Here is a 22686-nt window from a genome sequence, read left to right on the forward strand (position 1 = left end):
CGATTACTGATGGCGCTCTTTTAACCGCTTGATTATCGTGCTTAAATCAAGTTCTTGGTCTTGCAGTAATACCATTAAATGGTACATCAAATCAGCGGCTTCATTGGTCAGTTCTGCGCGGTCATTAACGGTTGCCGCCAATGCGGTTTCAACCCCTTCTTCACCCACTTTTTGCGCAATACGTTTAGTACCGCTCGCATATAAACGTGCGGTATAAGAGCTTTCAGGGGAAGCGGTTTTACGCTCTTTGAGTAAGGTTTCTAACTCAAACAAAAAGCCCCAGTCACTTTGTGCAGGCGCGAAGCAGCTTTGTGTGCCGTTATGGCAAGTAGGGCCATCGGGCAGTGCGAGAGCCAGCAGGGTATCGCTGTCACAGTCAGGGTAGATATCCACTAAATTTAAAAAATTATTGGAGGTTTCGCCTTTCGTCCACAAACGTTGTTTTGTGCGAGAGAAAAAGGTGATTTTACGGCTGTCTAAAGTGACTTTTAGTGCTTCAGGGTTCATATACCCAAGCATTAGCACATCACCTGAAACCGCGTGCTGTACGATAACAGGCATCAGTTTATCGACTTTTTGCCATGCCAGTTGGCTACATTGTTCTGTGGTTAACATACTCTAATTTGAACTCCATTTTCGGCTAGGTATTGTTTTAAGTCACCGATATTAATAATTTGTTTATGAAATACAGAAGCGGCAAGCGCGCCATCAACACCTGCGTCAGAGAAGGCATCAAGGAAATGTACTTTTTCACCTGCACCGCCAGAGGCAATTAAGGGTACTTGGCAGACTTCACGGACTTTCTTTAATTGTTGTAGATCATACCCTTGGCGTACACCATCTTGGTTCATCATATTTAACACAATTTCACCCGCACCACGTTGTTGGACTTCTTTTACCCAATCAAGGGTTTTCCATGTGGTTTGTGTGGTGCGTTTTTCATCACCGGTAAATTGGTAAACGAGATATTCGCCTGTGCTTTCATCGAACCAAGTGTCAATACCGACGACGATACATTGTACGCCAAAGCGTTCAGCTAAGCGGCTGATTAATGTTGGGTCAGATAACGCAGGGGAGTTGATGGAAATTTTGTCAGCGCCAAAAGAGAGAATTTGTGCAGCATCATCAACACTTTTAATCCCCCCTGCGACGCAAAAAGGAATATCAATCACTTCAGCGACTTTAGCAACCCAGCTTTTATCTACCACTCGGCCATCAGACGAGGCGGTAATATCATAAAACACCAGTTCGTCAGCGCCTTCTTGGGCGTAGCGTTGTGCTAATGGGACAATATCACCGATGATTTCGTGGTTACGAAATTGGACACCTTTAACCACTTGACCGTCGCGAACGTCCAAACAAGGAATTATGCGTTTTGCCAACATTTGATTGCCTCCGCAACGGTGAATTTACCTTCTAATAATGCACGACCCACAATCACGCCAGCCGCACCAGATGGCGGGATAGCCGCGATATCGTCTAAATCCCCAATGCCGCCCGATGCTTGAAAAGCAATATCAGGGAATTTTTGGCTAATTTCTTGATATAAATTCACATTAGAACCCGTCAATGTTCCATCTTTGGAAATATCCGTACAAAGAACATGTTTTAAACCATAAGGGCGATATATTTCAATGGCTTGTTCTAACGTTAAATTTGAGTTCTCTTGCCAACCGCTAATGGCGATTTCTTTTATGCCTTTGTCATTAATACGTACATCTAAGGCAAGTACGATGGCTTCACCACCATAGGTTTCAAACCAGGTTTTGACCAGATCAGGCTGAGTGACCGCCGTTGAACCAATGACGACACGAGTCGCTCCGGCTTCGAGTAAGGCTTTAACATCTTCTTCAGTGCGAATGCCACCACCAACTTGTACAGGAACACTGACGCCCGCTAATAATTTTTTGAGCAGTGGAATTTGGCGTTTTTGCGGGTCTTTCGCACCCGTTAAATCCACGAGGTGCAGTAATTTTGCCCCTTCTTTTTCATATTGCTGCAAACGTGGGAGTGGGTCATTGCCATAATCAGTTTGCTTGGCGTAATCCCCTTGGTGCAATCGCACCACCGTGCCATCAATTAAATCTAATGCAGGAATGATCATGGTAATTACATCTCCAAAAAGTTTTGAATCAAGCGTGAACCCGCGGTGCCAGAACGTTCTGGGTGAAATTGGACACCATAGAAGTTATCGCAATTCACCGCGCTGCTAAACGGGTTGCCATACTGGGTTTGCGCAATGGTATGACTGGAAATTGGCATCGAATAACTGTGTACAAAATAGAAATAGGCGTTATCTGGGATATCGCGAAACAGTGGGTTTCCTGCTAGCGCTTTGACTTGGTTCCAGCCGCTATGTGGAACAGGAAGCCCATTGGCATCCATTTTTTGTACAGGGCTATCAATTAACCCCAGTAATGGCACCGTAGATTGGCCTTCTTCACTAAAGGAACCGAGTAATTGCATACCTAAACAGATGCCTAATACTGGTTGGGTCAGTGCTTTGATTAACGGCACTAATTCACGTTCAGTCAGCTTTTCCATGGCTGCGCTAGCCGTACCGACACCGGGTAAAAAGACTTTGTCGGCTTGTAAAATGGTGTTGGTATCGCGACTCACTACAGGGTTATAGCCTAGGCGTTTCACCGCATAGGTTACGGAGGCTAAATTTGCGCAGCCGGTATCAAGGATGACAACGTTCATTACAGAACCCCTTTCGAACTAGGTAACGTATCCCCTTCAACACGAATTGCTTGGCGCAGTGTGCGGCCGAACACTTTAAACAAGCTTTCTGCTTTGTGGTGATCGTTTTTCCCTTTGGTTTTCAGGTGTAACGTACAGCCCATTGCATAGGAAAGCGAGCTAAAGAAGTGCTCAATCATTTCTGTGCTTAAGTCACCGACGCGTTGGTATTTAAATTCGGCTTTGTATTCAAGGTGTGGGCGGCCAGAAATATCCAGCGCGCAGCGCGCTTGGCATTCATCCATTGGCAGCACGAAACCAAAACGTGCGATACCGCGTTTATCGCCAAGTGCCACTTTCAGTGCTTCACCTAGTGCAAGGCCGGTGTCTTCCACGGTGTGGTGGTCATCGATAAACAAGTCACCATTGACCTCAATGTTTAACCGGAAACCGCCGTGAGTGGCGATTTGGTCTAACATGTGGTCAAAGAAGCCCACGCCAGTGCTAATTTTGCTGCCACCTTCTTGGTCTAACCACACTTCGACTTGGATATTGGTCTCTTTTGTGACGCGTTTGACCAGTGCATGGCGGTTGCGTTTTGTTAATTGGGCAGTGATGGTTTCCCAGTCAAGTTCAGTTGGGTTATAACGTAACCCTTTGATACCCATATTTTTAGCGAGTTGAATGTCGGTTTCACGGTCACCAATCACATAGCTATTTTCGCTGTCTAGCACGTTGCTATCTAAATAGCGCTCAACCAACTGAAGTTTAGGTTTACGGCAAGCGCAGTTATCTTCAGGCTTATGTGGGCAAATTAATACTTCATCAAATTTAACGCCTTGTGATTCAAATACCTGCATCATTAAATTATGCGGTGGCTCGAAATCTGCAGTTGGAAAGCTATCGGTGCCTAGGCCATCTTGATTGGTTATCATCACTAAGCGGTAATTCGCTTTTTGCAGGGCAAGTAAGCTAGGAATGACCGCCTTTTCAAAGGCGAGTTTACTTAAGCTATCAACTTGGAAGTCGGTTGGCGGCTCGGTAATTAATGTTCCATCACGGTCGATAAATAAAATTTTCTGGCTCATGAGTCATTCCTAATTAGCAAAGTGCTGCAATAGCTTCAATAACACGGGTATTTTCTATTTCTGTCCCAACAGTAATACGCAGGCAATTAATGAGACCGGGTTGTTTGCTCTGGTCACGTAAAATAATGCCTTGGTCCCACAGGGCTTTAAACACTTTATTACCATCGATAAAACGTACCAAAATATAGTTAGTTTCACTTGGATAAACGTGTTCAACCACCGATAAGTCGCGCAAAGCCTCACAAAGTGCAATGCGGTCTTCTGTTATCGTTGTTACGCGGTTTTTCATCGTCTCAATGCCTTGAGGTTCAAGAGCTTGAGCGGCAATCATCGCAACAGGGGTTGATAAAGGGTAAGGGGCGATAACCTTCAAGAGCACTTCAATTACTTCAGGGGACGCTAAGGTAAAACCACAGCGCAAACCGGCTAATGCAAAGGCTTTGGATAAGGTTCTTAAAATAACGAGGTTAGGATATTGCGCTAACCAGCTTGCCACACTGTATTCTGGGCAGAATTCAATATAAGCTTCATCGACAACGACTAATGCACGGCCCGCAGCCATATCTAGCACTTCGCGTAAATCTTTATTGTCGATGATATTGCCTGTTGGGTTATTTGGGCTGCAAATATAAATCAGTTTGGTATTGGATAGATTTTCACGGATCGCATTAACGTTTAATGCCCAGTCTGGCAACGCCATGATTTTCTTTTGTTCAACGCCAAAGGTTTCTGCACTGACGCTATACATGCCATAGGTTGGCGGGCAAAACATCACCGCATCTTTGCCTGGTTCACAAAATGCGCGGATTAACAACTCGATGGACTCATCGGCTCCACGGCAAACGAGTACTTGCTCGGGTTTAACTTTAGCGTAAGCCGCGTAGTTATTGATCACTGCAACCGGTTGGCATTCAGGGTAACGGTTAAGGTTACGTTCACTGAATTGGTAATCAGGTGCAAGCGGATATTCATTGGCATTGAGCCAAACGTCCCCATTTCCCCCTAAACGTCGTGCAGACATATAAGGCGTCATGGTTTTAACATTTTCACGTGCAAGACTGGCGGCATTAAATAGTTGGCTCATGACTTACTCCTGATTTTGTTTTTTTAGTTCGTTAACGCGTAAAGTAACGGCATTTTTGTGAGCCGTGAGTTGCTCTGCTTGAGCTAACGTTTCGATGGTGTCGGCTAAGCCTAATAAACCTTGTTTTGACAGTTTTTGGACTGTCATTCGCTTCATAAAATCCGCGAGCCCAAGGCTTGAATAGGTTGCGGTATATCCATAAGTAGGCAATACGTGGTTGGTGCCTGATGCATAGTCGCCAGCCGACTCTGGCGACCAGTCGCCAACAAACACCGAGCCCGCGCTAGTAATTGCATCTACTAAATCATCTGCATTGCGTGTTTGCAGTATTAAGTGCTCAGGGCCATAACGGTTGCTAATTTCAACGCATTGAGAGATGGAATCAGCGATGATGACACGGCTGGCGCTCAGGGCTTCTCTCGCAATTTCTGCACGTGAAAGTTGGGCTAATTGTTTTTCTGTTTCTTCGATCACGCGTTGGGCAAAGTTTTCATCGTCAGTTAATAAAATGACTTGCGAATCAGGACCATGTTCTGCTTGAGAGAGTAAATCAGAGGCCGTAAACGCGGGGTTTGCTCCGCTATCTGCGATCACTAACACTTCAGAAGGCCCTGCCGGCATATCAATGGCGGCTCCATCATGGCTTTGGCTCACTTGGCGTTTTGCTTCAGTGACATAGGCATTACCAGGGCCAAAAATTTTATCAACCGCAGGAATACTTTGGGTACCAAATGCCATTGCAGCAATCGCTTGCGCACCGCCTACTTGGAAAATATCGCTGATGCCACACAGTTTCGCTGCATACAAAATTTCATCGGCAATAGGTGGGGGCGAACACAAAATAATTTTGCGACAGCCTGCGATATTCGCTGGGGTTCCCAACATCATGACCGTTGATAACAGGGGGGCAGACCCTCCCGGAATATACAAACCGACTGCATCTATTGGGCGCGTGACTTGTTGGCACACGACGCCTGCCTGTGTTTCCACTGTAATCGGAGTGGGCTTTTGAGCCTCGTGAAAACGACGAATGTTGCTAATCGCTGTTTTCATTGCAGTTTTGATTTCATCACCAAGACGAGCCTCTGCTGCGTCAACCGCATTTGCAGGAATACGCACCGTTTCGATTTCAGCTTTATCGAAACGACGGCTCAGTGCTTTGAGGGCGGTGTCACCCTCGTTACGGACTTGGTCAATAATTTGGCTTACCGCAGTACTAATGCTGCCAGAGGCTGCAATCGCAGGGCGCATCAGTAAAGCACTTTGTTGCTCTTGGTTACAAGCCGACCAGCGAACAGGTTGGTTAAATCCCATTTTCATGGCAGCTTACTCCATCATTTTTTCGATTGGTAGAACAAGAATCGAGCTTGCACCTAGCGCTTTTAATTTTTCCATGGTTTCCCAGAACAGCGTCTCGGAGCTCACCATGTGCATAGCGACACGGCTTTGTTCACCCGCTAGCGGTAAAATGGTTGGGCGTTCAGCGCCCGGCAGCAAGGCAATGATCTCTTCCAGTGTTTCACTTGGTGCGTGTAACATAATGTATTTAGATTCGCGCGCTTGGATAACACCTTGGATGCGGGTCATCATACGGTCAATAAGTTGTTGTTTTTCCGGTGACATTTCGCCATCACGTTGAATTAAACAGGCTTTAGAGCGGTAAATGACTTCTACTTCTTTTAGGCCGTTTGCTTCAAGAGTTGCCCCTGTAGAGACGAGGTCACAGATGGCGTCGGAAAGACCAGCGCGCGGAGCGACTTCGACTGAGCCATTTAACAGACATGATTTAAATTGAATGCCTTTCTGGTCGAAATAGCGTTTTAACAAGTGAGGATAGGAAGTTGCAACACGTGAGCCATTTAGGCATTCTGCTCCTGTGTAGTTAAAATCTAATGGTGCGGCTAATGATAGGCGGCATCCACCGAAATCGAGGCGGCGTAGTGTTTTGTATTGAGGGTTTTCACCTTGAGCACGGCGGTTTAATAACTCTTCTTCAAGAACGTTTTCACCGATGATCCCTAAGTCAACGACACCGTCCATGACCAGACCAGGGATATCGTCATCACGAACACGAAGTAAATCAATAGGCATATTTTCTGCATAAGCAATCAAACGTTGTTGTTGTAAATTAATTTTGATTCCACAGCGAGAAAGTAATTCTCTTGATTCTTCACTTAGACGACCTGATTTTTGTATTGCAATACGTAAACGTGATTTATCCAACATGACTTTACCCTTATCCCTTTAAAATTTTTTGTTTAATAACTCTTTGTTCAAGAATAAAAAAACCCTCGGAAGATTATCTTCCGAGGGTTCTCTCAATTCGCATTTCAGCCACCGGAAGATTCGTTGAACGTCTTCCAGCACACATCGCCCGAAAGACTAGTCAGGATGATGGTGGTGATGATGGTTGCGTGAAATACGATTCATAATGTCTTCCGTTCTGTTATTTAAGTGAATGACTAAACATTCATTGTGCTAACTAAATACTCATTGCTATCCAACCTATCCGATTTCCCACTATGAATGCAACCTTTTTTTTAAAAATAACCAATAATAATTAGTTGTTCACTTTTTATAGTGATAAATCCCTCAGAAATTGTATTCGGAAGTTTTATGGTTTTCAGCTACTCTGTGGTTAATTTCAGTCAGTTGAACGATTGGGGAGTTATCATATGAAGAAAGTCACTATCATCGGGTTAGGGTGGGTTGGGCTCCCCCTTGCTCAGGCCTTATTGTCTCAAGGCATTCATGTGGTTGGAACTAAAACAACAGCAGATGGTATTGAAGCCGCTCAAGCGGTAGGAATAGAGTGTTATGCATTGAAATTAACCCCAGAACTTGAGTGCGATGATGATGATTTATCACAATTGATGACTCAAAGTGATGCTATCGTCATTTTGCTTCCACCCTCTAAAATTAATACTGGATACTATGTGACCGCAGTTGAAGCTCTGGTGAATAGCGCAATAGCATTTCAAGTGCCTAAAGTTATTTTCACATCATCTACGGCAGTTTATGGGGAACAAAATGGCGAAATGACTGAGAATAGCCCATTGGATGGCGTGACGGGATCCGCTAAAGCCTTGGTGGCGACAGAGCAGTGGTTGCATCAGTTACCGAACATATCGGTGGATATTCTGCGGTTAGCGGGATTAGTTGGTGAAAAACGACATGCAGGGCGTTTTTTAGCGGGGAAAACCGGGGTGAAAGGGGCAAACCAGCCTGTCAATATGGTACATCAAGATGATGTGATTGATGCCATTTTATTATTGCTCCAGCAGCGGCAAGGGGAGCATATTTATAACCTCTGCGCGCCAATTCACCCAACACGAGCCGAATTTTATACTCATGCAGCGCAATCTATTGGTTTAGTCCCCCCTCAATTTATCGATGAGGAAAATGCGTTAGTGGGGAAAATTATTAACGGTAATAAAATTTGCCAAGAACTTGGATTTGAATACCAGTACCCAAACCCAAGTTTGATGAATATGACCCTGTAATTATTTAATTGGGATCATAACAATTTTTTGGAACGCAGGGCGGGTGGTTAGTTGTTGGTACCAGCGCTCCAAATTGTTAAATTCAGGGCGCTGCGTGACAATTTCATGCCAAGGGTAAAATAGTGGCGCGATGGCAATGTCTGCGATACCAAATTTATCACCACTAAAATAAGCTTGGTTAGCTAATGCATTATCAGCAATGGTTAGTAACCGATTGATATTGCGATAAATAATTTTAGCTTGTTCTGGGTCTCTATCCGCTTCTGGGACACGAACAATTTTGTTCATCATCTGTTTAATGTGGTCGAATAAATTAGCACCACTCCAATCCATCCATTTATCAGCGGCAGCTCGTTCTTGTATGTCTTGTGCGAGTAATAAGTGAGAATGATCAAATTTTTCCGTAAGGTAACGTAAAATCGCATTCGATTCCCACAGTGCAAAGTCATCATCCTGTAGAGTTGGAATTGTGCTGTTTGGATTCATTTTTATATATTCAGGTGTATCTAGCCCACCAAATGGGCCACCCACATCTTTTTGATTGTAAGCGATATTTAATTCTTCTAAGCACCAAAGTACTTTTTTGACATTGGAAGAGTTGACGCGTCCCCAAACAGTTAACATGGCAGTCTCCTAAATTGATTTTTTTGGCATCGGACACGGTTAAGATAGATTAAATCCACTTATAGGCAAATGTTTATTTGTTACTGGTGGCCTCTATGAAATTAAAGTCTTATATTAGGTCTAGTTATCGAATTTTGTCACAGCGATGGGTTCTCGTTTAGTGATGTTGAGTCAATGACAGTAATTTAAATGTGTAGAATTAAGTGAAGGAATAACCGATGAGTAAGAAAATGTTGTCTTTAAAAACCCGTCGAGCTGGTATTGGGTTGAGTCTTTTGGTTGCCGTAACTACCAGTGCTTATGCGGCGCAGACACCGGTTGCTCCTCAAGTCGATGCAAAAGCGTTTGTTCTGATGGATTATAATAGCGGTAAAATTTTAGCTTCAGGGAATCCTGATGAGCGCTTAGATCCCGCCAGTTTAACAAAAATTATGACCAGTTATGTGATTGGCCAGGCCGTCAATGCAGGGAAAATCACGCCACAAGACATGGTCACAGTAGGGGAAGATGCGTGGGCGACGGGTAACCCTGTTCTTAAAGGCTCCTCTTTGATGTTTCTAAAGCCAAAAGACCGTGTTTCTGTATTGGATCTAAATAAAGGGATTGTGATCCAGTCAGGGAATGATGCCAGTATTGCCCTTGCTGATTATGTTGCAGGGAGCCAAGACTCATTTGTGAGTCTAATGAACCAATACGTGCAAAAGATTGGTTTGAAAAACACCCATTTTAAAACGGTTCATGGCCTAGATTCAGAAGGGCAATACAGTACAGCGCGGGATATGGCATTGTTAACGCAAGCCATGATCCGCGATGTGCCTGATGAATACGCGCTGCACAAGGAAAAAGAATTTACCTTTAATAAAATTCGCCAGACTAATCGTAACCGTTTGTTATGGAGCCAAAACCTGAAAGTGGATGGCGTAAAAACTGGGCACACGAGTGGTGCTGGTCATAATTTAGTCGCCTCTGCAACAGAAGGCGATATGCGTTTGATTTCCGTCGTATTGGGGGCACCAAGTGACCGCGTGCGTTTTTCTGAAAGCGAAAAATTACTCACATGGGGTTTCCGCTTCTTTGAAACTGTCACGCCAATTAAGGCTGATGCCACATTGAAAAAGCAGCGTGTCTGGTTTGGTGATACTTCAGAAGTTGATTTAGGTGTTACCGATGATGTTTCTATCACGATCCCTAAAGGGCAGTTACAAAACTTAAAAGTGGATATTCAACTAGCTAATGATTCACTTGAAGCACCATTAGCTAAGAACCAAGCGGTAGGGACGATTAACTTTATTCTTAATGATGAAGTTATCGAGCAGCATCCTTTAGTCGCAAAAAGTGCCGTTGAGGAAGCCGGGTTCTTCGGTCGTATTTGGGATTACATTATGAAAACGATTAGCGGCTGGTGGAGTGCTATTTTCGGTTAATAATGATTAAATTGAAAATGATGTGAACACAAAAATGCCTGCTAATGCAGGCATTTTTATAGCACCTCATTGATAAACAAGACTATTCACAGTGAGCCAATTTAATTGCTAAGCCGCCTTGGGAGGTTTCACGATATTTAGCGTTGATGTCTTTGCCTGTTTCATACATGGTTTCAATGACTTTATCGAGGCAAACCCGTGGGTCACTGACACGTCGAAGTGCCATACGGGCTGCATTGACGGCTTTGACAGAGGCAATAGCGTTGCGTTCAATACAAGGGACCTGTACTTGCCCACCAACAGGGTCACAGGTTAAGCCTAAGTTATGTTCCATAGCAATTTCTGCTGCGATACACACTTGCTCAGGGCTGCCCCCCATTAGCTCGGCTAATCCCGCAGCAGCCATCGAACAAGCTACACCGACTTCCCCTTGGCAGCCTACTTCAGCACCGGAAATTGAGGCATTCATCTTATACAGCGCACCAATTACACCGGACACCAAAAAGTAACGGGTATAGGAGTTTTCATTCACCGGGCGAATGAATTTATCATAGTAAGCTAATACCGCAGGAATAATACCGCAAGCTCCATTCGTTGGCGCTGTCACAACACGACCACCCGCTGCATTTTCTTCGTTAACGGCAAGGGCGTACATATTGATCCAATCAATCACTGCCATTGGGTCCATGTTGGTGTTATCGGTTGTTACGAGTTGACGACGTAACGCAGCAGCTCTACGTGGCACACGTAATGGGCCCGGTAGTAAACCTTCGGTTGTCACCCCACGTTCAATACCAGACTTCATGACATCCCATACGGATGAGAGATATTGATGAATTTCTTCTTTACTACGCAGCGCTAATTCATTTTGCATCATGAGAGCGGAAAGCGATAAACCGGTTTCTTTACAGTGTTTTTGCAGGTCAGCCGCATATTTAAATGGGTAAGGGACTTGAACGACACTTTCGTCAGACTGGCCAAAGTGTTCTTCATCGACGATAAAACCACCACCGATAGAATAATAATTTTTGGTGTAAATAACATCATCACCACTAAATGCCGTAATACTCATTCCATTTTCATGGAGAGGGAGATTGGTCGTATGAAAATTCATCCCCCCTTCAGTAGGGAAATCAACTTCATGTTGCCCATGTGCAAGGGAGAGTCTTTCAGTTTGCTCAACATTACGCATAAAAGCAGGAATAGCGTCAATATCAATGGTGTCCGGTAAGTTACCTGCAAGGCCCATAATAATCGCCATATCCGTTGCATGGCCTTTACCCGTTAAAGAGAGCGAACCATATACATCAACTGCAATTCGTGTTGTGCGAGAGAGTAATTTTTGCTGGATAAGGTCGTCAACAAACTGTTTGCCCGCTTTCATTGGGCCGACAGTATGGGAACTTGAAGGGCCGATGCCAATTTTGAAGATATCAAATACACTAATCATATTCAGTGCTTCCTTTTGTAGAAAGTCATTGAAATTAGGTAGCTTCCGTTGTTGGTCGCTACCTAGTGGCTTCAATTAGAAGAATAACTTATATGTTGCCGCAGAGATAGCGACTAGACCCATAATTACGATAAATACATTACTGATTTTACCTGAGTATTTACGCATTGCAGGTACCTTGCTAATTGCATACATTGGCATCAAGAACAGTAAGATAGCGATAACTGGGCCACCGAGGCTTTCAATAATATCCAGCACACCTGGATTCAATGTTGCCACTAACCAAGTTGTGACTAACATGAAGATAGCAGTACCACGGTTTAACTTGCGAACATCAATTGTTTTACCTTTTGCACGGTAAGCACGTTCGACTAGGCCATTGAAACCTTCGCGAGCACCTAAATAGTGACCAAGGAAGGATTTAATAATTGCAATAAAAGCAATGATTGCAGCGGCATACTTAATGAATGGCTGGTCAAAATAGCCAGACAGGTAGTCAAGAATACTGATATTTTGTGCTTTAGCTTGTGCAAGATCTGCTGAAGATAAGGTAAATACACAGCTTATCACGAAGAACATAACGGTCAGCACCATCAGAATGTGTGCAGAAGCAAGGATCCGTGAACATTTTTGTTCAGCTGCATCACCGTATTCTTCACGTTTTGCAACGGAGAAAGCAGAAATAATTGGCGAGTGGTTAAATGCGAATACCATCACAGGGATTGTCAGCCAAATAGTGACCCAGATGCTTTGTCCACCCGTATTTTTTGTTGCTTCAGTGATTCCTTCCCAAGTTAAAGTATTCAGTACATCACCAGACCAATGTGGGATCATATACAGTGAGAATGCAACCAATACGGCGATAAATGGAAACACTAACATGCTCATGACTTTGACGATGTATTTTTCGCCGAATGCCACAATCGCCATTACTCCGCCTACAAGGATCAAGGCAAGTAACCAGCGTGGTGGTGCGCCAACGCCCAATAATTCGGTTAAGAATTTATTGACGTTATTGGTGATGGAAACACCATAAACAAGAAGAATAGGGTAAATAGCAAAGAAGTAGAGTAGGGTGATCCAGTTTCCTGCTGTGCGACCAAAATGTTCTTCTACAACTTCAGTGATATCACCATCAGGTTTTGAACCAGACAGAACGAAGCGTGTTAACCCACGGTGAGCAAAAAATGTCATTGGGAAGGCTAATACCAGCATCAGTAAAACAGGTAATAAACCACTCATACCTGCATTGATTGGCAAAAACAATACCCCAGCACCGATAGCTGTACCATATAAACCCAGCATCCATACTGTGTCAGTTTTGCGCCAAGCACTACTATTTACTGTTTGCGAGGCTGTTTTGTCGATGGAACCAACTTTTGTTGCATCCATAATAGTCTCCGAAAATATAAGTCAAAAAAAAATCATTTAGCGTAACGACAAATGCATTACGAACTTTAATCTTTTGGTACGAACAATTATCCAATAACCATTGTTTTCTTTTGCGTAACAAACTGATTGAAAATAAAACTCATATTAGGTCTAAATTTATTTTCAATCAGTTTTGCATTTTTATCATAAAATTTTAAATGTGGATTTTGAGGGTGTGAATGTATAGTTTACCAGAATAAAATGCCGTGATCATCATCTCAAAAGAGAAATATCTCCTTAGATTGCGATAGATAATCATATTTTATAAAATTGTTAATAAAATTTGTGTTAGGTTTGCTTTTTTTATAAGTAAGATACAAGGTAAATAAGTTTAAATTTTCTTGGTTTTCAACAGAATTAAATTCTGCTGAAAAAATATTATTATATTAATGATTGAAATTGAGCTGGTTAAAACATCATCCATATCAATATAAATATTGAGCTTTACTGTAATCATAGTACAAATGAAACGTTAAGATTTAATTATAACCCATTGATAATGAATGAAATATTTTTATTTTTCAGATTGGTTCATTGCGTGACTAATTAGTTTAAAAACTAGAGGAAAGATAACTATATATTAATTATTTTACGTTTTTTTTGTGCTTATATTTGCCACTTTTTTTGCAACGAAAAAAATAATTAAAATAGGTAACAAGATATTTGTTAACTGATTGTTTTAATAATTTCATTGATAACTTCAAAAAAGTTTTAATCATGAGAGTGGAAATAAACAGAAACTTTGATTTAGCGCAATTTTTATAATGCTAAAAATACTGGCATTAATTAATGCCAGTATTTGAATATACATTATTATGGTTGAAACCAACCTTTACGAATAAGAGAGGCAAAAATAAAACTATATAGCCGAGTGATAGGTAATTGAATTTTATACGCACCAACAGACCAGAGGATTTGAGCTAAACCACATGCGACAATCGCAAGTATAAAGGCGCCAGCCATATCTAGAGGCCAGTGAACGCCGAGGTAAATACGCGACCAAGCAATGACAATAGCGGGGATCATCATGACAAGCCCTACCCAAGTCCTTAGCCAGAACAGGAATGCGAAAGCGAATGTAAAGACAATTGTACCATGGTTGCTCGGGAATGAAGGCGTGGCTTCATGCTCGGAGAAATTAGTGCCAATTCCCATGACAAATGGGCGGTCATGAGGTGCAAAATAGCCCACTAACCATGAAATTGTTAAGCCAATGACGATGGCAATGGCTGCTTTACAGGCAAAGGTACGTTGGCGAGTCATATTTGGCTGGGCGCCCCAAAACCAACAAGCAACAGTAAATAGTGGAAATAATAGGATTAAGCGTTTCGCAATTACGTTTGCTACAGCAATGGTTCCACTTGCGGTTTCTGGAGTAGCATTGATCAAGTTGAATAGATCAAGGTTAAGTTGTTCCAGCACAGTTTAGTACCTCGGACAGATAGTTAGTAAGACAGAATAGATATAAAAGGAAGATTAAAGTGTCTTAATGAGCAGGTAAAGTCCCTTTGTCTTATTATTGAAAGCTTTGTGCGACAAATTTACTTGCGGTTTAACTATTACTCAATAATTATTGAGTGCAGTAACAGATTTAGATAAGTAAAAGGGAGAGAAGGTGATGTGGTGGCAAAAAGAGATACAACTTAACGCAAAAGCGAGAGGATTTCATTTAGTAACAGAAGAGATTCTCAAACAGCTTCCTGAACTTAGCTTAATTAAGATTGGTTTAGCCAATATTTTTATTCAACATACATCGGCATCTTTAACGATCAATGAAAATGCAGATTACACTGTCAGAGAAGACTTCGAGAGTTTTTTTAATCATGCAGTTCCTGAAAATGATCCTTATTATAAGCATGATTATGAAGGCAGCGATGATATGCCCGCGCACCTAAAAAGCAGTTTATTGGGTGTAAGTTTGACTATTCCGATTACGAAAGGGCGTTTAAATTTGGGAACGTGGCAAGGGATTTATTTATGTGAGCACCGAAACTATGGTGGAAAGCGTAGATTGGTCATTACATTGCAAGGCGAACCCAGTCGTTAGAAACAAAAAACCCGATAGCATGAAAACAAACAGTTGGCTATCGGGCTCCTCAATATGGGGACATCAAAGAAAAGCAGTGGCATTAATTAAGACCTCGTCTAAAAAAGAAAGTTCTTACTTAGATGAAAAAAGTGCAATATTTTTATTAAATTTGGCTTAAATAGCACAAAAAGAACAAGCAGAGCGTTAACACTTATAAATAAGTGAACAACTTTGCTTGTTGGGATGTAAAATGGATGTGACTAACTACTTGTATAAATTCAAATTTTCTTTAGCGTAAGCTTCGAAATCTGTGCATCCACCGATGTGTTGCTCATCAATGAATATTTGTGGAACGGTTTCAACAGGTTTACCGACAGTTTTAGATAAATCTTCTTTAGAAATACCTTCCGCTTGAATATCAACATAACGGTAGTCAAAATCTTCACGCTCATTTTTCAATTTCTCAGCGAGTTCTTTTGCACGAACACAGTATGGGCAGCCAGGACGACCAAAAATAACAGTATACATAGTATCTCCTTTTTATCTTGAGCTCAGATTCTAATTGCAATGCTCAATACTATGCCTACATAAATTATGAAATAAAAGTCGAATTTTCCTGTTATACCTATAGGTATGTCATATAATTCACAGTTTGATAAAGAGTCTCAATAATGAGAGGAGAAAAAGAATGGGTCATAAACCTCAATCTAAAGGGACAATGCGTTCATTGGCAGATATGCCAAAGCCCATTATCGTGTTAGAAGGTGTGGGCATCATTCTGCTTATCATTGTTTTGTTAGCACTCAATGACTATATTACACTGCCAGAGCCTTTAATGCAGTCAGGGGTGGTCGTGAGCATGATTATGGTCGGTATTGGTTGTTTGGTGCCTGCAATGATCAATATTGTCTGGCGAGCAATTCATGGTCTCAGTTTTTTGGGTATTGATCATAAACAGCCAGAAAAGAGTGCATCTAAAAAATTAGACTCTGCAGATAATAAACCTGATGAGTAAGTAGATTAAGCGCAGTTTTACTGGTGTTTCGCCCTACAATATGTGAGAATTATTCGTTTTTTTCGTTAGGGGAAAATGTGCCAAAACCCTAACAAATCGATATTGCACGACTATTTTGAGTTGAAGAAGGTTACTACCCATGGATTCTATTTGTTACCCTGACATCACTAAGTTACGTGAATGGCTAGACCAACTCAAAACCTCTTATTTCGAGTGTGATTCCTGCTCTGCATTACATTTACCCCATATGCAAAATATAGACGGTATTTTTGATGCAAAGCTCGATATTTTAAATAATGTTTTGGTGTTATCTGCATTAGCTGAGCTTAAACCGACAGCGATTGTGACGTTAGTGGCGAATATCAGCCAAATCAATGCCAGCTCATTAACGGCAAAAGTTTTCCTTGAAATAAATAATGAAAACTTGCCTAAATTGATTGTCAGCCAATCATTTTCATTAGAAGCAGGGATGACGTATCGTCAATTCGGCCATTTTTTACAGCAAGCAGAAGATCAAATTTCAGCCATTGTATTTGAAATCTTTAGCAATAATTTGCTGTATGCCAATCAGGATGATTTCAGCGAAGATGATGACAATGTTGATGAAGACTCTGAACATTCCCTTGACGACAAACCTTCAGTCATTCTCCACTAAGTTTTTCTATGCATTGTGAAAAATATGCCACAGGGCAGTGCCATTCATGCCAATGGCTAACATTAACGCCTGAACAGCAAATTACCGAAAAGCAGAGCCAACTACAGGCTCTTTTGCCGGCTATTGATATTTCTCTATTTCAGCCTCCAGTGACAGGGCCGCAAACGGCTTTTCGCAATAAAGCCAAAATGGTGGTCAGTGGTAGTGTTGAAAAACCTGTTTTGGGTATTGTTGGGCGAGATGGACAGGGCGTTGACTTGACTAACTGTCCTTTATACCCAGCTGAGTTTTCTGACGTATTTGCATCTTTAATTCCTTTTATCGCAAAGGCTGGCCTGACACCTTATAACATTGAGCGCAAACGCGGTGAATTAAAATACCTATTATTAACCCAAAGTCATTACTCTGGGAAATTCATGCTGCGCTTTGTTTTGCGCTCAGAGAAAAAAATTGAACAGCTAAAAAATGCACTCCCGTGGTTACAGGAACAGTTACCACAGCTTGGGGTGATTACTGCAAATATTCAGCCAGTGCATATGGCAATACTCGAGGGTGAAGATGAAATTTTCTTAACGGAGCAACGCACGCTACGTGAAGAGTTTAACCAAGTCCCCTTGTTTATTCGCCCGCAAGGTTTTTTCCAAACGAACCCTATCGTGGCTGCAAAATTATACCAAACAGCAAGAGAATGGGTGAAAGAGCTACATATCGATAGCTTATGGGATTTATTTTGTGGTGTTGGCGGTTTTGGGTTGCACTGTGCTGAAAAAAACACTCGCTTAACCGGGATCGAAATCAGTGCTCCAGCGATTGCCAGCGCACAGCAATCAGCGGATGAACTTGGATTAAAGCATGTTGAGTTTAACGCACTGGATTCAACGGGTTTTGCCACGGCACATCAGGATATCCCGCAGCTTATTTTAGTCAATCCGCCACGCCGAGGAATAGGTAAAGAATTATGCGATTACCTTTCTCGTATGCAGCCTGAATATATCCTGTATTCCAGCTGTAATGCGCAAACAATGGCGCAAGATTTACAGTTGTTAACGGGGTATCATGTATGTAAGGTGCAGTTGTTTGATTTGTTCCCTCATACGTCGCATTATGAGGTGTTGACCTTATTAAAACGGATAACTAATTAGTCAATTGCATAAAAAAGCTTGGTTTTTATACCAAGCTTTTTTACGTTTAGGCGAGAAAAAAGTTAGCCTCTGTGCTCAAATTCCAACGCTTTGCGTTCAATTAAACGCATTAAAATAGTTAAGATTGCATTGACCACTAAATAAATAATCCCTGCCGCAACAAATGCTGTCACATCCCATGTTTGACCAAAGATAAGCTGGCTGTATCCCATGACATCTAGCATGGTAATGGTACTGGCCAGTGAAGTACTTTTGAAAATTAATACCACTTCGTTGGAATAGGACGATAATGAGCGTTTGAAGGCATAAGGTAAAATGATCCGCATGGTTTGCATTTTGCTCATCCCAAGGGCTTGGCACGATTGCCATTGGCCTGATGGAATGGCTTTAACTGCGCCGTGGAATAACAACGTGGAGTAAGCTGCGCTATTTAAGGCTAAAGCGACCATTGCACAGACCCAGGGTGTGGAAATAATCTCCCACAACATAGGATAATCTTGCAAAGATTTAAATTGGCTTGGGCCATTATAAATTAAGAAAAATTGCACTAATAACGGCGTACCTGTAAACAGTGTAATGTAGACTTTCACTGCTTGAGAGATCACTGGCGTTTTTAGCGATAAAATTAAGGTGAATAATATGGCTAATAGAAAAGCCACAATGAGTGCGCTAAACGTCAGAGATAAACTGGTTGGAAGTCCCGGTAATATTTTTAATATTAAATCTATCATTTCGATTCACCTCGCTCAAAGCGGGTGGTCCGTAGCTCAATACGCTTTAGTACTAGTTGGCTGATTAGCGTAATTGCAAGGTAAATCAAACCGACAATGGCATACCAAGTAAACGGTTCCTGAGTACGGTTTACAATGGTTTTAGTCTGTAACATCAAATCATTAACACTGATGAGTGAAACTAACGCGGTGTCCTTCAATAACACCAGCCACTGGTTGCCTAACCCTGGTAGAGCATGGCGCCACATTTGCGGCATAATGAACCGAAAGAAAATAGTGCGTTTGTTTAAACCCAACGCAAAGCCGGCTTCCCACTGACCATAAGGGACGGCTTTTAATGCGCCCCTAAGCGTTTGAGATGCATAGGATGAATATAATAAGGCGAGGGCAATAACGCCACAAACAAATGGGGTATAGTCAAACTCGCCGCTATTAGCAAAGAAAATACTTGGGTCGATTTGGATGGTGGTTTGCCAAAAACCAAGGTTTATATCAAAACCGTCACCAAACATATTGATCAGTTGTAGGGTACCGAAGTAGACAAACAACACAACCAGTAATTCAGGGAGGCCGCGGATCAAGGTAACCCAGCAAGTTCCTAGAAAGGCGATAGGTTTAAAACGGACGGACTCCCATGCGGTAAACAGCATGGCCAGAACCAAACCCAAAATCAGCGCAGAAACAGCAAGGCCGACGGTGATACCGGCGGCACTTGTTAAAAATAGAAAGTTGCTCATTAATTATATCGATTACTGTTGAAACCATTTTTTGTGGATAGCATCATAAGTGCCGTCTGCTTTAACTTCTGCTAAGGCTTTATTCATTTTATCCAGCAGCTCTTTATTTCCTTTACGAACGGCAATACCTAAACCAATACCGAAGTATTGTGGATCAGTGACTTTTTCGCCAACTGCCCCCAAGTTTTCATTACCTTTCCCTTTTAACCACTCGTCAGCGACTGCGGTATCACCGAAAACGGCATCGATACGGCCATTTTGTAAGTCTAAAATAGCTGATTGGTAGTTATCATAAGGAACGGTTGTCATCCCTTTGTGTTGTTCCATGATGTATTTTTGGTGAGTGGTTCCGTTTTGCACGCCAATTTTTTTATCTTTTAATTGGTCTATTGAGCTGATTTTTTCTTTAACGGCAATAAATTCCGCTGAGTTAGGGTAGTAAGTCTCAGTGAAATCGACTTGCTGTTGGCGCTCAGGGGTAATATCGATACCTGCCATTAATGCTTCAAAGCGACGGAATTTTAAGCTAGGAATTAAGCTGTCGAAAGATTGGTGAGTAAATGTACAGGTTGCATTCATTTTTTCACACATTGCATTGGCTAAATCAACGTCAAAGCCAACGATTTGGTTATTTTTATCGAACATTTCAAAAGGCGCGTAAGTCGCTTCTGTTGCAAAACGAATAGTTTCTTTTTCCGCAGCAGTTGCAGATAGGGTTACAGCGCCCAGCAGTGCAGCTAATATAATTTTTTTCATTGCTTAATCCTATATCTATTAGTGTGACAGATAATTTGCAAATGCTTCTGTTTGAGGTGCAGTGAAATGGCTTGCATCCCCTTGTTCTACTATATGGCCGTTTTCCATATACACGACACGGCTAGCGGTTTTGCGCGCAATTTCCACTTCGTGAGTGACGATCACTTGTGTAATTCCAGTTGCTGATAGTTCACGTATGATATCAACTACTTGTGCGGTAATTTCTGGGTCAAGTGCAGCCGTTGGTTCATCAAATAATAAAACTTTTGGTTCCATCATTAATGCTCTTGCAATCGCAACACGCTGTTGCTGCCCACCAGATAAGTGTAATGGGTAGCGCTCAGCAAATTGCGACAACCGTAAGCGTTCTAATAGCTTAGAGGCTTTTGCTTGCGCTTCTTGCTTTGACAATTTTAACACGCGACAAGGTGCTTCAATTAAGTTGTCCATGACACTCAGATGAGGCCACAGATTATATTGTTGAAATACCATTCCCACATTTTGACGCAGCTCACGGATCGCTTTCGCATCTGGTGCAGAAGTAAAGTCAAATTGCTGACCCACAATGTTTAAGTGGCCTGAACGTGGCATTTCTAATAAATTGAGGACACGTAACAACGAGCTTTTACCTGCTCCGCTTGGCCCGAGTAATACCATAGTCTCACCAGCAGAACACTCTAGATTGATATCAAAGAGTGCCTGATGGGAACCATAGAAACAGTTGATGTTTTTTAATTGAATGCTCATGTGTACCAATAATATCTTTTTTCACTATCTGCGATATTAATCCTATGAGCATATTTATGCAATAATTTATGCATAAAAATTTGGTTTTTACGCTAAAATTAATCTGATTTAACGGTCAGTTGCTCTGCTTGCTGTTCTTTTGCGAGTTGTTTATCCCGCTCATAGGCCAGTTCGCTGATGCGTTTTGCCATACCTTTAAAAATAAATAAATGGGCAGGCATCATGGCAAACCAATAGAGTAGGCCGCAAAAGCCAGCTGGGTGCCACCATGCGCGAACATCAATAGAACGGCGGTTCCCGCTATCATGAATAGTAAAAGTTAAGCGGCCAAGGCCTGGCGCTTTCATACCAAATAACAAGCTAAGTTGTTTATTCGGTTCAAGATTAATCACGCGCCAGCCATCAATTTCATCACCGAGTTGGAGTTCTTCACGGTCGGGGCGGCCGTACTTTACTTTATTCAGCATCATATCGTCCATGATGGCGCGGGTTTTCCACAGGCCATTGGCATAGAAATAGCCGTTTTTTCCACCGATTTGTTGCACTGTATACCAGAGCGATTCCGAACTGGCTGTTGTTCCAAGGGTTGCTCCCGCTTGTTTTGGGTAATAGCCATAACCGGGGCGCCAGCGTTTTCTGACCTCTGGGTCATAGCCCCAATCTGCGTTATCAATAGCATCGGCTTCTTCTGCTAAAGTCGCTCTAACGGCATCATCAAAAGAGATTAAGGTTTGAGGGATCAGCTCTCGTAGCGCTTTATCATCTGCAGGGAGATCGTGCTCCAAGCCTTGGATTAACTCCTTAGCAATAGATGGGGGGACGGAGGTGATCAAACTGATGAAATGCACGGAAATCATACTAATCGGGATCGGGATAGGAATAAGTAAACGACGTTTACCACTGACCTTAATAAAGCGCTTAAATAGCTCTTGATAGCTAATATACTCAGGGCCGCCTGCATCGAAAATTCGGTTTTCGGTTGTTGGTATTTTCGCCAGTTGCGTTAAATAATACAAAATATTCGACAGAGCGATGGGGGATGATTTAGAACGGACCCAACGTGGCGGAGTTAAAATAGCTAAGTTGTAAACCATATCGCGCATAATTTCGAATGCGGCAGAACCAGAGCCAACGATAATAGATGAACGGATTTCGGTAACAGGGATTTGGCTTTCACGTAAAATATCGCCGGTTAAACGTCGTGCAATTAAATGCGGTGAATAGGTATGCCCATGCTGTAATGCGCTAAGATAAATAACATGTTTAACGCTTGAGCCTTCAAGGACTTGTTGCACATTACGAGCGGCTGTGCGTTCACGTTCGACTAAATTAGCTTGGTCGGCCATGCTATGAACAAGGAAATAAACAATATCGATGTCTTGCATGACATCTTTTAATGTTTCAGGATCGTGAAGATCCACATAAATGCATTGGGTATCTTGCCAGCCTTGGGATAACATCCAATCAACACGGCGTGCACCAGCTGTTACGTCATATCCTTGCTCAATAAGTTTAGGGATCAGATTCTGACCAATATAACCACTAGCGCCCAACACTAAAACACGTTGTTTATCTGTCATGTTAATTT

The 22686-nt window shown here is 42.2% G+C and carries 24 protein-coding genes and 1 other annotated feature; of the genes, 6 read left to right on the plus strand and 18 right to left on the minus strand.

The features are described from left to right. Positions 1 to 3: 3 nt before the first annotated feature. The 8 genes from hisIE to hisG are packed head-to-tail and all read right to left on the minus strand — an operon-like array spanning position 4 to position 7080. Positions 4 to 615, minus strand: a complete 612-nt coding sequence (gene hisIE / locus M1E86_RS05825; protein ID WP_213913481.1) for a bifunctional phosphoribosyl-AMP cyclohydrolase/phosphoribosyl-ATP diphosphatase HisIE — start codon at positions 613 to 615, stop codon at positions 4 to 6. Continuing rightward, positions 609 to 1385, minus strand: a complete 777-nt coding sequence (gene hisF / locus M1E86_RS05830; protein WP_213913482.1) for an imidazole glycerol phosphate synthase subunit HisF — start codon at positions 1383 to 1385, stop codon at positions 609 to 611. The genes hisIE and hisF overlap by 7 nt, the downstream gene beginning before the upstream one ends. Continuing rightward, a complete protein-coding gene (hisA, locus tag M1E86_RS05835) occupies positions 1367 to 2104 on the minus strand; it encodes a 1-(5-phosphoribosyl)-5-[(5-phosphoribosylamino)methylideneamino]imidazole-4-carboxamide isomerase (protein ID WP_213913483.1) in 738 nt (245 codons plus the stop codon). The genes hisF and hisA overlap by 19 nt, the downstream gene beginning before the upstream one ends. A 5-nt stretch (positions 2105 to 2109) precedes the next feature. Further along, on the minus strand, positions 2110 to 2703 hold the full coding sequence (hisH, locus tag M1E86_RS05840; RefSeq protein WP_125893288.1) for an imidazole glycerol phosphate synthase subunit HisH: 594 nt from the start codon (positions 2701 to 2703) through the stop codon (positions 2110 to 2112). Continuing rightward, on the minus strand, positions 2703 to 3770 hold the full coding sequence (gene hisB, locus M1E86_RS05845) for a bifunctional histidinol-phosphatase/imidazoleglycerol-phosphate dehydratase HisB (protein ID WP_125893286.1): 1068 nt from the start codon (positions 3768 to 3770) through the stop codon (positions 2703 to 2705). The genes hisH and hisB overlap by 1 nt, the downstream gene beginning before the upstream one ends. Positions 3771 to 3783: 13 nt before the next feature. Then, entirely contained in the window at positions 3784 to 4854 is a 1071-nt protein-coding gene (hisC, locus tag M1E86_RS05850) for a histidinol-phosphate transaminase (RefSeq protein ID WP_213913484.1), read from the minus strand. 3 nt (positions 4855 to 4857) lie between these two features. After that, on the minus strand, positions 4858 to 6174 hold the full coding sequence (hisD, locus tag M1E86_RS05855; RefSeq protein ID WP_125893282.1) for a histidinol dehydrogenase: 1317 nt from the start codon (positions 6172 to 6174) through the stop codon (positions 4858 to 4860). A 6-nt stretch (positions 6175 to 6180) separates the two neighbouring features. Beyond that, the gene (hisG, locus tag M1E86_RS05860) at positions 6181 to 7080 is read right to left on the minus strand and encodes an ATP phosphoribosyltransferase (protein WP_004256451.1); all 900 of its coding nucleotides are present in this window, start codon (positions 7078 to 7080) and stop codon (positions 6181 to 6183) included. Positions 7081 to 7133: 53 nt separating this feature from the next. Beyond that, positions 7134 to 7261, minus strand: a sequence feature (His leader region). A 268-nt stretch (positions 7262 to 7529) separates the two neighbouring features. Here hisG and M1E86_RS05865 point away from each other — a divergent pair. Continuing rightward, a complete protein-coding gene (locus M1E86_RS05865; RefSeq protein WP_213913485.1) occupies positions 7530 to 8357 on the plus strand; it encodes an SDR family oxidoreductase in 828 nt (275 codons plus the stop codon). Here the strand turns inward: M1E86_RS05865 and M1E86_RS05870 are convergent, their stop codons facing one another. Further along, a complete protein-coding gene (locus M1E86_RS05870) occupies positions 8358 to 8981 on the minus strand; it encodes a glutathione S-transferase family protein (RefSeq protein ID WP_213913486.1) in 624 nt (207 codons plus the stop codon). A 218-nt stretch (positions 8982 to 9199) separates the two neighbouring features. Between M1E86_RS05870 and M1E86_RS05875 the strand changes: the two genes are divergently transcribed. Next, positions 9200 to 10405, plus strand: coding sequence for a serine hydrolase (locus M1E86_RS05875; protein ID WP_213913487.1), 1206 nt, complete (start codon positions 9200 to 9202; stop codon positions 10403 to 10405). Between the two features lie 82 nt (positions 10406 to 10487). Here the strand turns inward: M1E86_RS05875 and M1E86_RS05880 are convergent, their stop codons facing one another. From M1E86_RS05880 to ybjG, 3 genes are all read right to left on the minus strand, one after another. After that, on the minus strand, positions 10488 to 11855 hold the full coding sequence (locus tag M1E86_RS05880; protein WP_213913488.1) for an L-serine ammonia-lyase: 1368 nt from the start codon (positions 11853 to 11855) through the stop codon (positions 10488 to 10490). Positions 11856 to 11930: 75 nt separating this feature from the next. Then, positions 11931 to 13247: a serine/threonine transporter gene (locus M1E86_RS05885; protein WP_004256437.1), complete on the minus strand. Its 1317-nt coding sequence runs from the start codon at positions 13245 to 13247 to the stop codon at positions 11931 to 11933. Between the two features lie 852 nt (positions 13248 to 14099). Next, entirely contained in the window at positions 14100 to 14708 is a 609-nt protein-coding gene (gene ybjG, locus M1E86_RS05890; RefSeq protein ID WP_125893272.1) for an undecaprenyl-diphosphate phosphatase, read from the minus strand. 196 nt (positions 14709 to 14904) lie between these two features. Here ybjG and M1E86_RS05895 point away from each other — a divergent pair, with 196 nt between their 5' ends. After that, positions 14905 to 15333, plus strand: coding sequence for a secondary thiamine-phosphate synthase enzyme YjbQ (locus M1E86_RS05895; RefSeq protein ID WP_426099284.1), 429 nt, complete (start codon positions 14905 to 14907; stop codon positions 15331 to 15333). Between the two features lie 246 nt (positions 15334 to 15579). Here M1E86_RS05895 and M1E86_RS05900 read toward each other — a convergent pair whose 3' ends face one another. Further along, entirely contained in the window at positions 15580 to 15843 is a 264-nt protein-coding gene (locus M1E86_RS05900) for a GrxA family glutaredoxin (protein WP_004256424.1), read from the minus strand. Between the two features lie 160 nt (positions 15844 to 16003). Between M1E86_RS05900 and M1E86_RS05905 the strand changes: the two genes are divergently transcribed. The 3 genes from M1E86_RS05905 (at position 16004) to rlmC (ending at position 18127) form a co-directional block, all read left to right on the plus strand. Beyond that, positions 16004 to 16330, plus strand: a complete 327-nt coding sequence (locus tag M1E86_RS05905) for a YbjC family protein (protein WP_213913489.1) — start codon at positions 16004 to 16006, stop codon at positions 16328 to 16330. Between the two features lie 139 nt (positions 16331 to 16469). Next, positions 16470 to 16985: a YbjN domain-containing protein gene (locus M1E86_RS05910; protein WP_125893266.1), complete on the plus strand. Its 516-nt coding sequence runs from the start codon at positions 16470 to 16472 to the stop codon at positions 16983 to 16985. Positions 16986 to 16993: 8 nt separating this feature from the next. Continuing rightward, the gene (gene rlmC, locus M1E86_RS05915) at positions 16994 to 18127 is read left to right on the plus strand and encodes a 23S rRNA (uracil(747)-C(5))-methyltransferase RlmC (protein ID WP_213913490.1); all 1134 of its coding nucleotides are present in this window, start codon (positions 16994 to 16996) and stop codon (positions 18125 to 18127) included. A 62-nt stretch (positions 18128 to 18189) separates the two neighbouring features. Here rlmC and artM read toward each other — a convergent pair whose 3' ends face one another. The 5 genes from artM to M1E86_RS05940 all read right to left on the minus strand — a co-directional run bounded on the left by artM (position 18190) and on the right by M1E86_RS05940 (position 22678). After that, positions 18190 to 18858 carry an arginine ABC transporter permease ArtM gene (artM, locus tag M1E86_RS05920; RefSeq protein ID WP_125893262.1) on the minus strand — a complete coding sequence of 223 codons (669 nt, stop codon included), beginning with the start codon at positions 18856 to 18858 and terminating at the stop codon, positions 18190 to 18192. Beyond that, positions 18855 to 19595, minus strand: a complete 741-nt coding sequence (gene artQ / locus M1E86_RS05925; RefSeq protein ID WP_213913491.1) for an arginine ABC transporter permease ArtQ — start codon at positions 19593 to 19595, stop codon at positions 18855 to 18857. The genes artM and artQ overlap by 4 nt, the downstream gene beginning before the upstream one ends. Before the next feature lie 12 nt (positions 19596 to 19607). Then, positions 19608 to 20351, minus strand: coding sequence for an arginine ABC transporter substrate-binding protein (gene artJ / locus M1E86_RS05930; protein WP_102138435.1), 744 nt, complete (start codon positions 20349 to 20351; stop codon positions 19608 to 19610). Positions 20352 to 20369: 18 nt separating this feature from the next. Further along, a complete protein-coding gene (gene artP, locus M1E86_RS05935) occupies positions 20370 to 21098 on the minus strand; it encodes an arginine ABC transporter ATP-binding protein ArtP (RefSeq protein WP_125893258.1) in 729 nt (242 codons plus the stop codon). A gap of 98 nt (positions 21099 to 21196) precedes the next feature. Beyond that, a complete protein-coding gene (locus tag M1E86_RS05940) occupies positions 21197 to 22678 on the minus strand; it encodes a DUF2867 domain-containing protein (RefSeq protein ID WP_426099285.1) in 1482 nt (493 codons plus the stop codon). Positions 22679 to 22686: the final 8 nt, after the last annotated feature.

This window comes from Providencia sp. PROV200, assembly GCF_049901995.1.
In the GTDB taxonomy this organism is placed as follows: Bacteria; Pseudomonadota; Gammaproteobacteria; order Enterobacterales; family Enterobacteriaceae; genus Providencia; species Providencia rettgeri_E.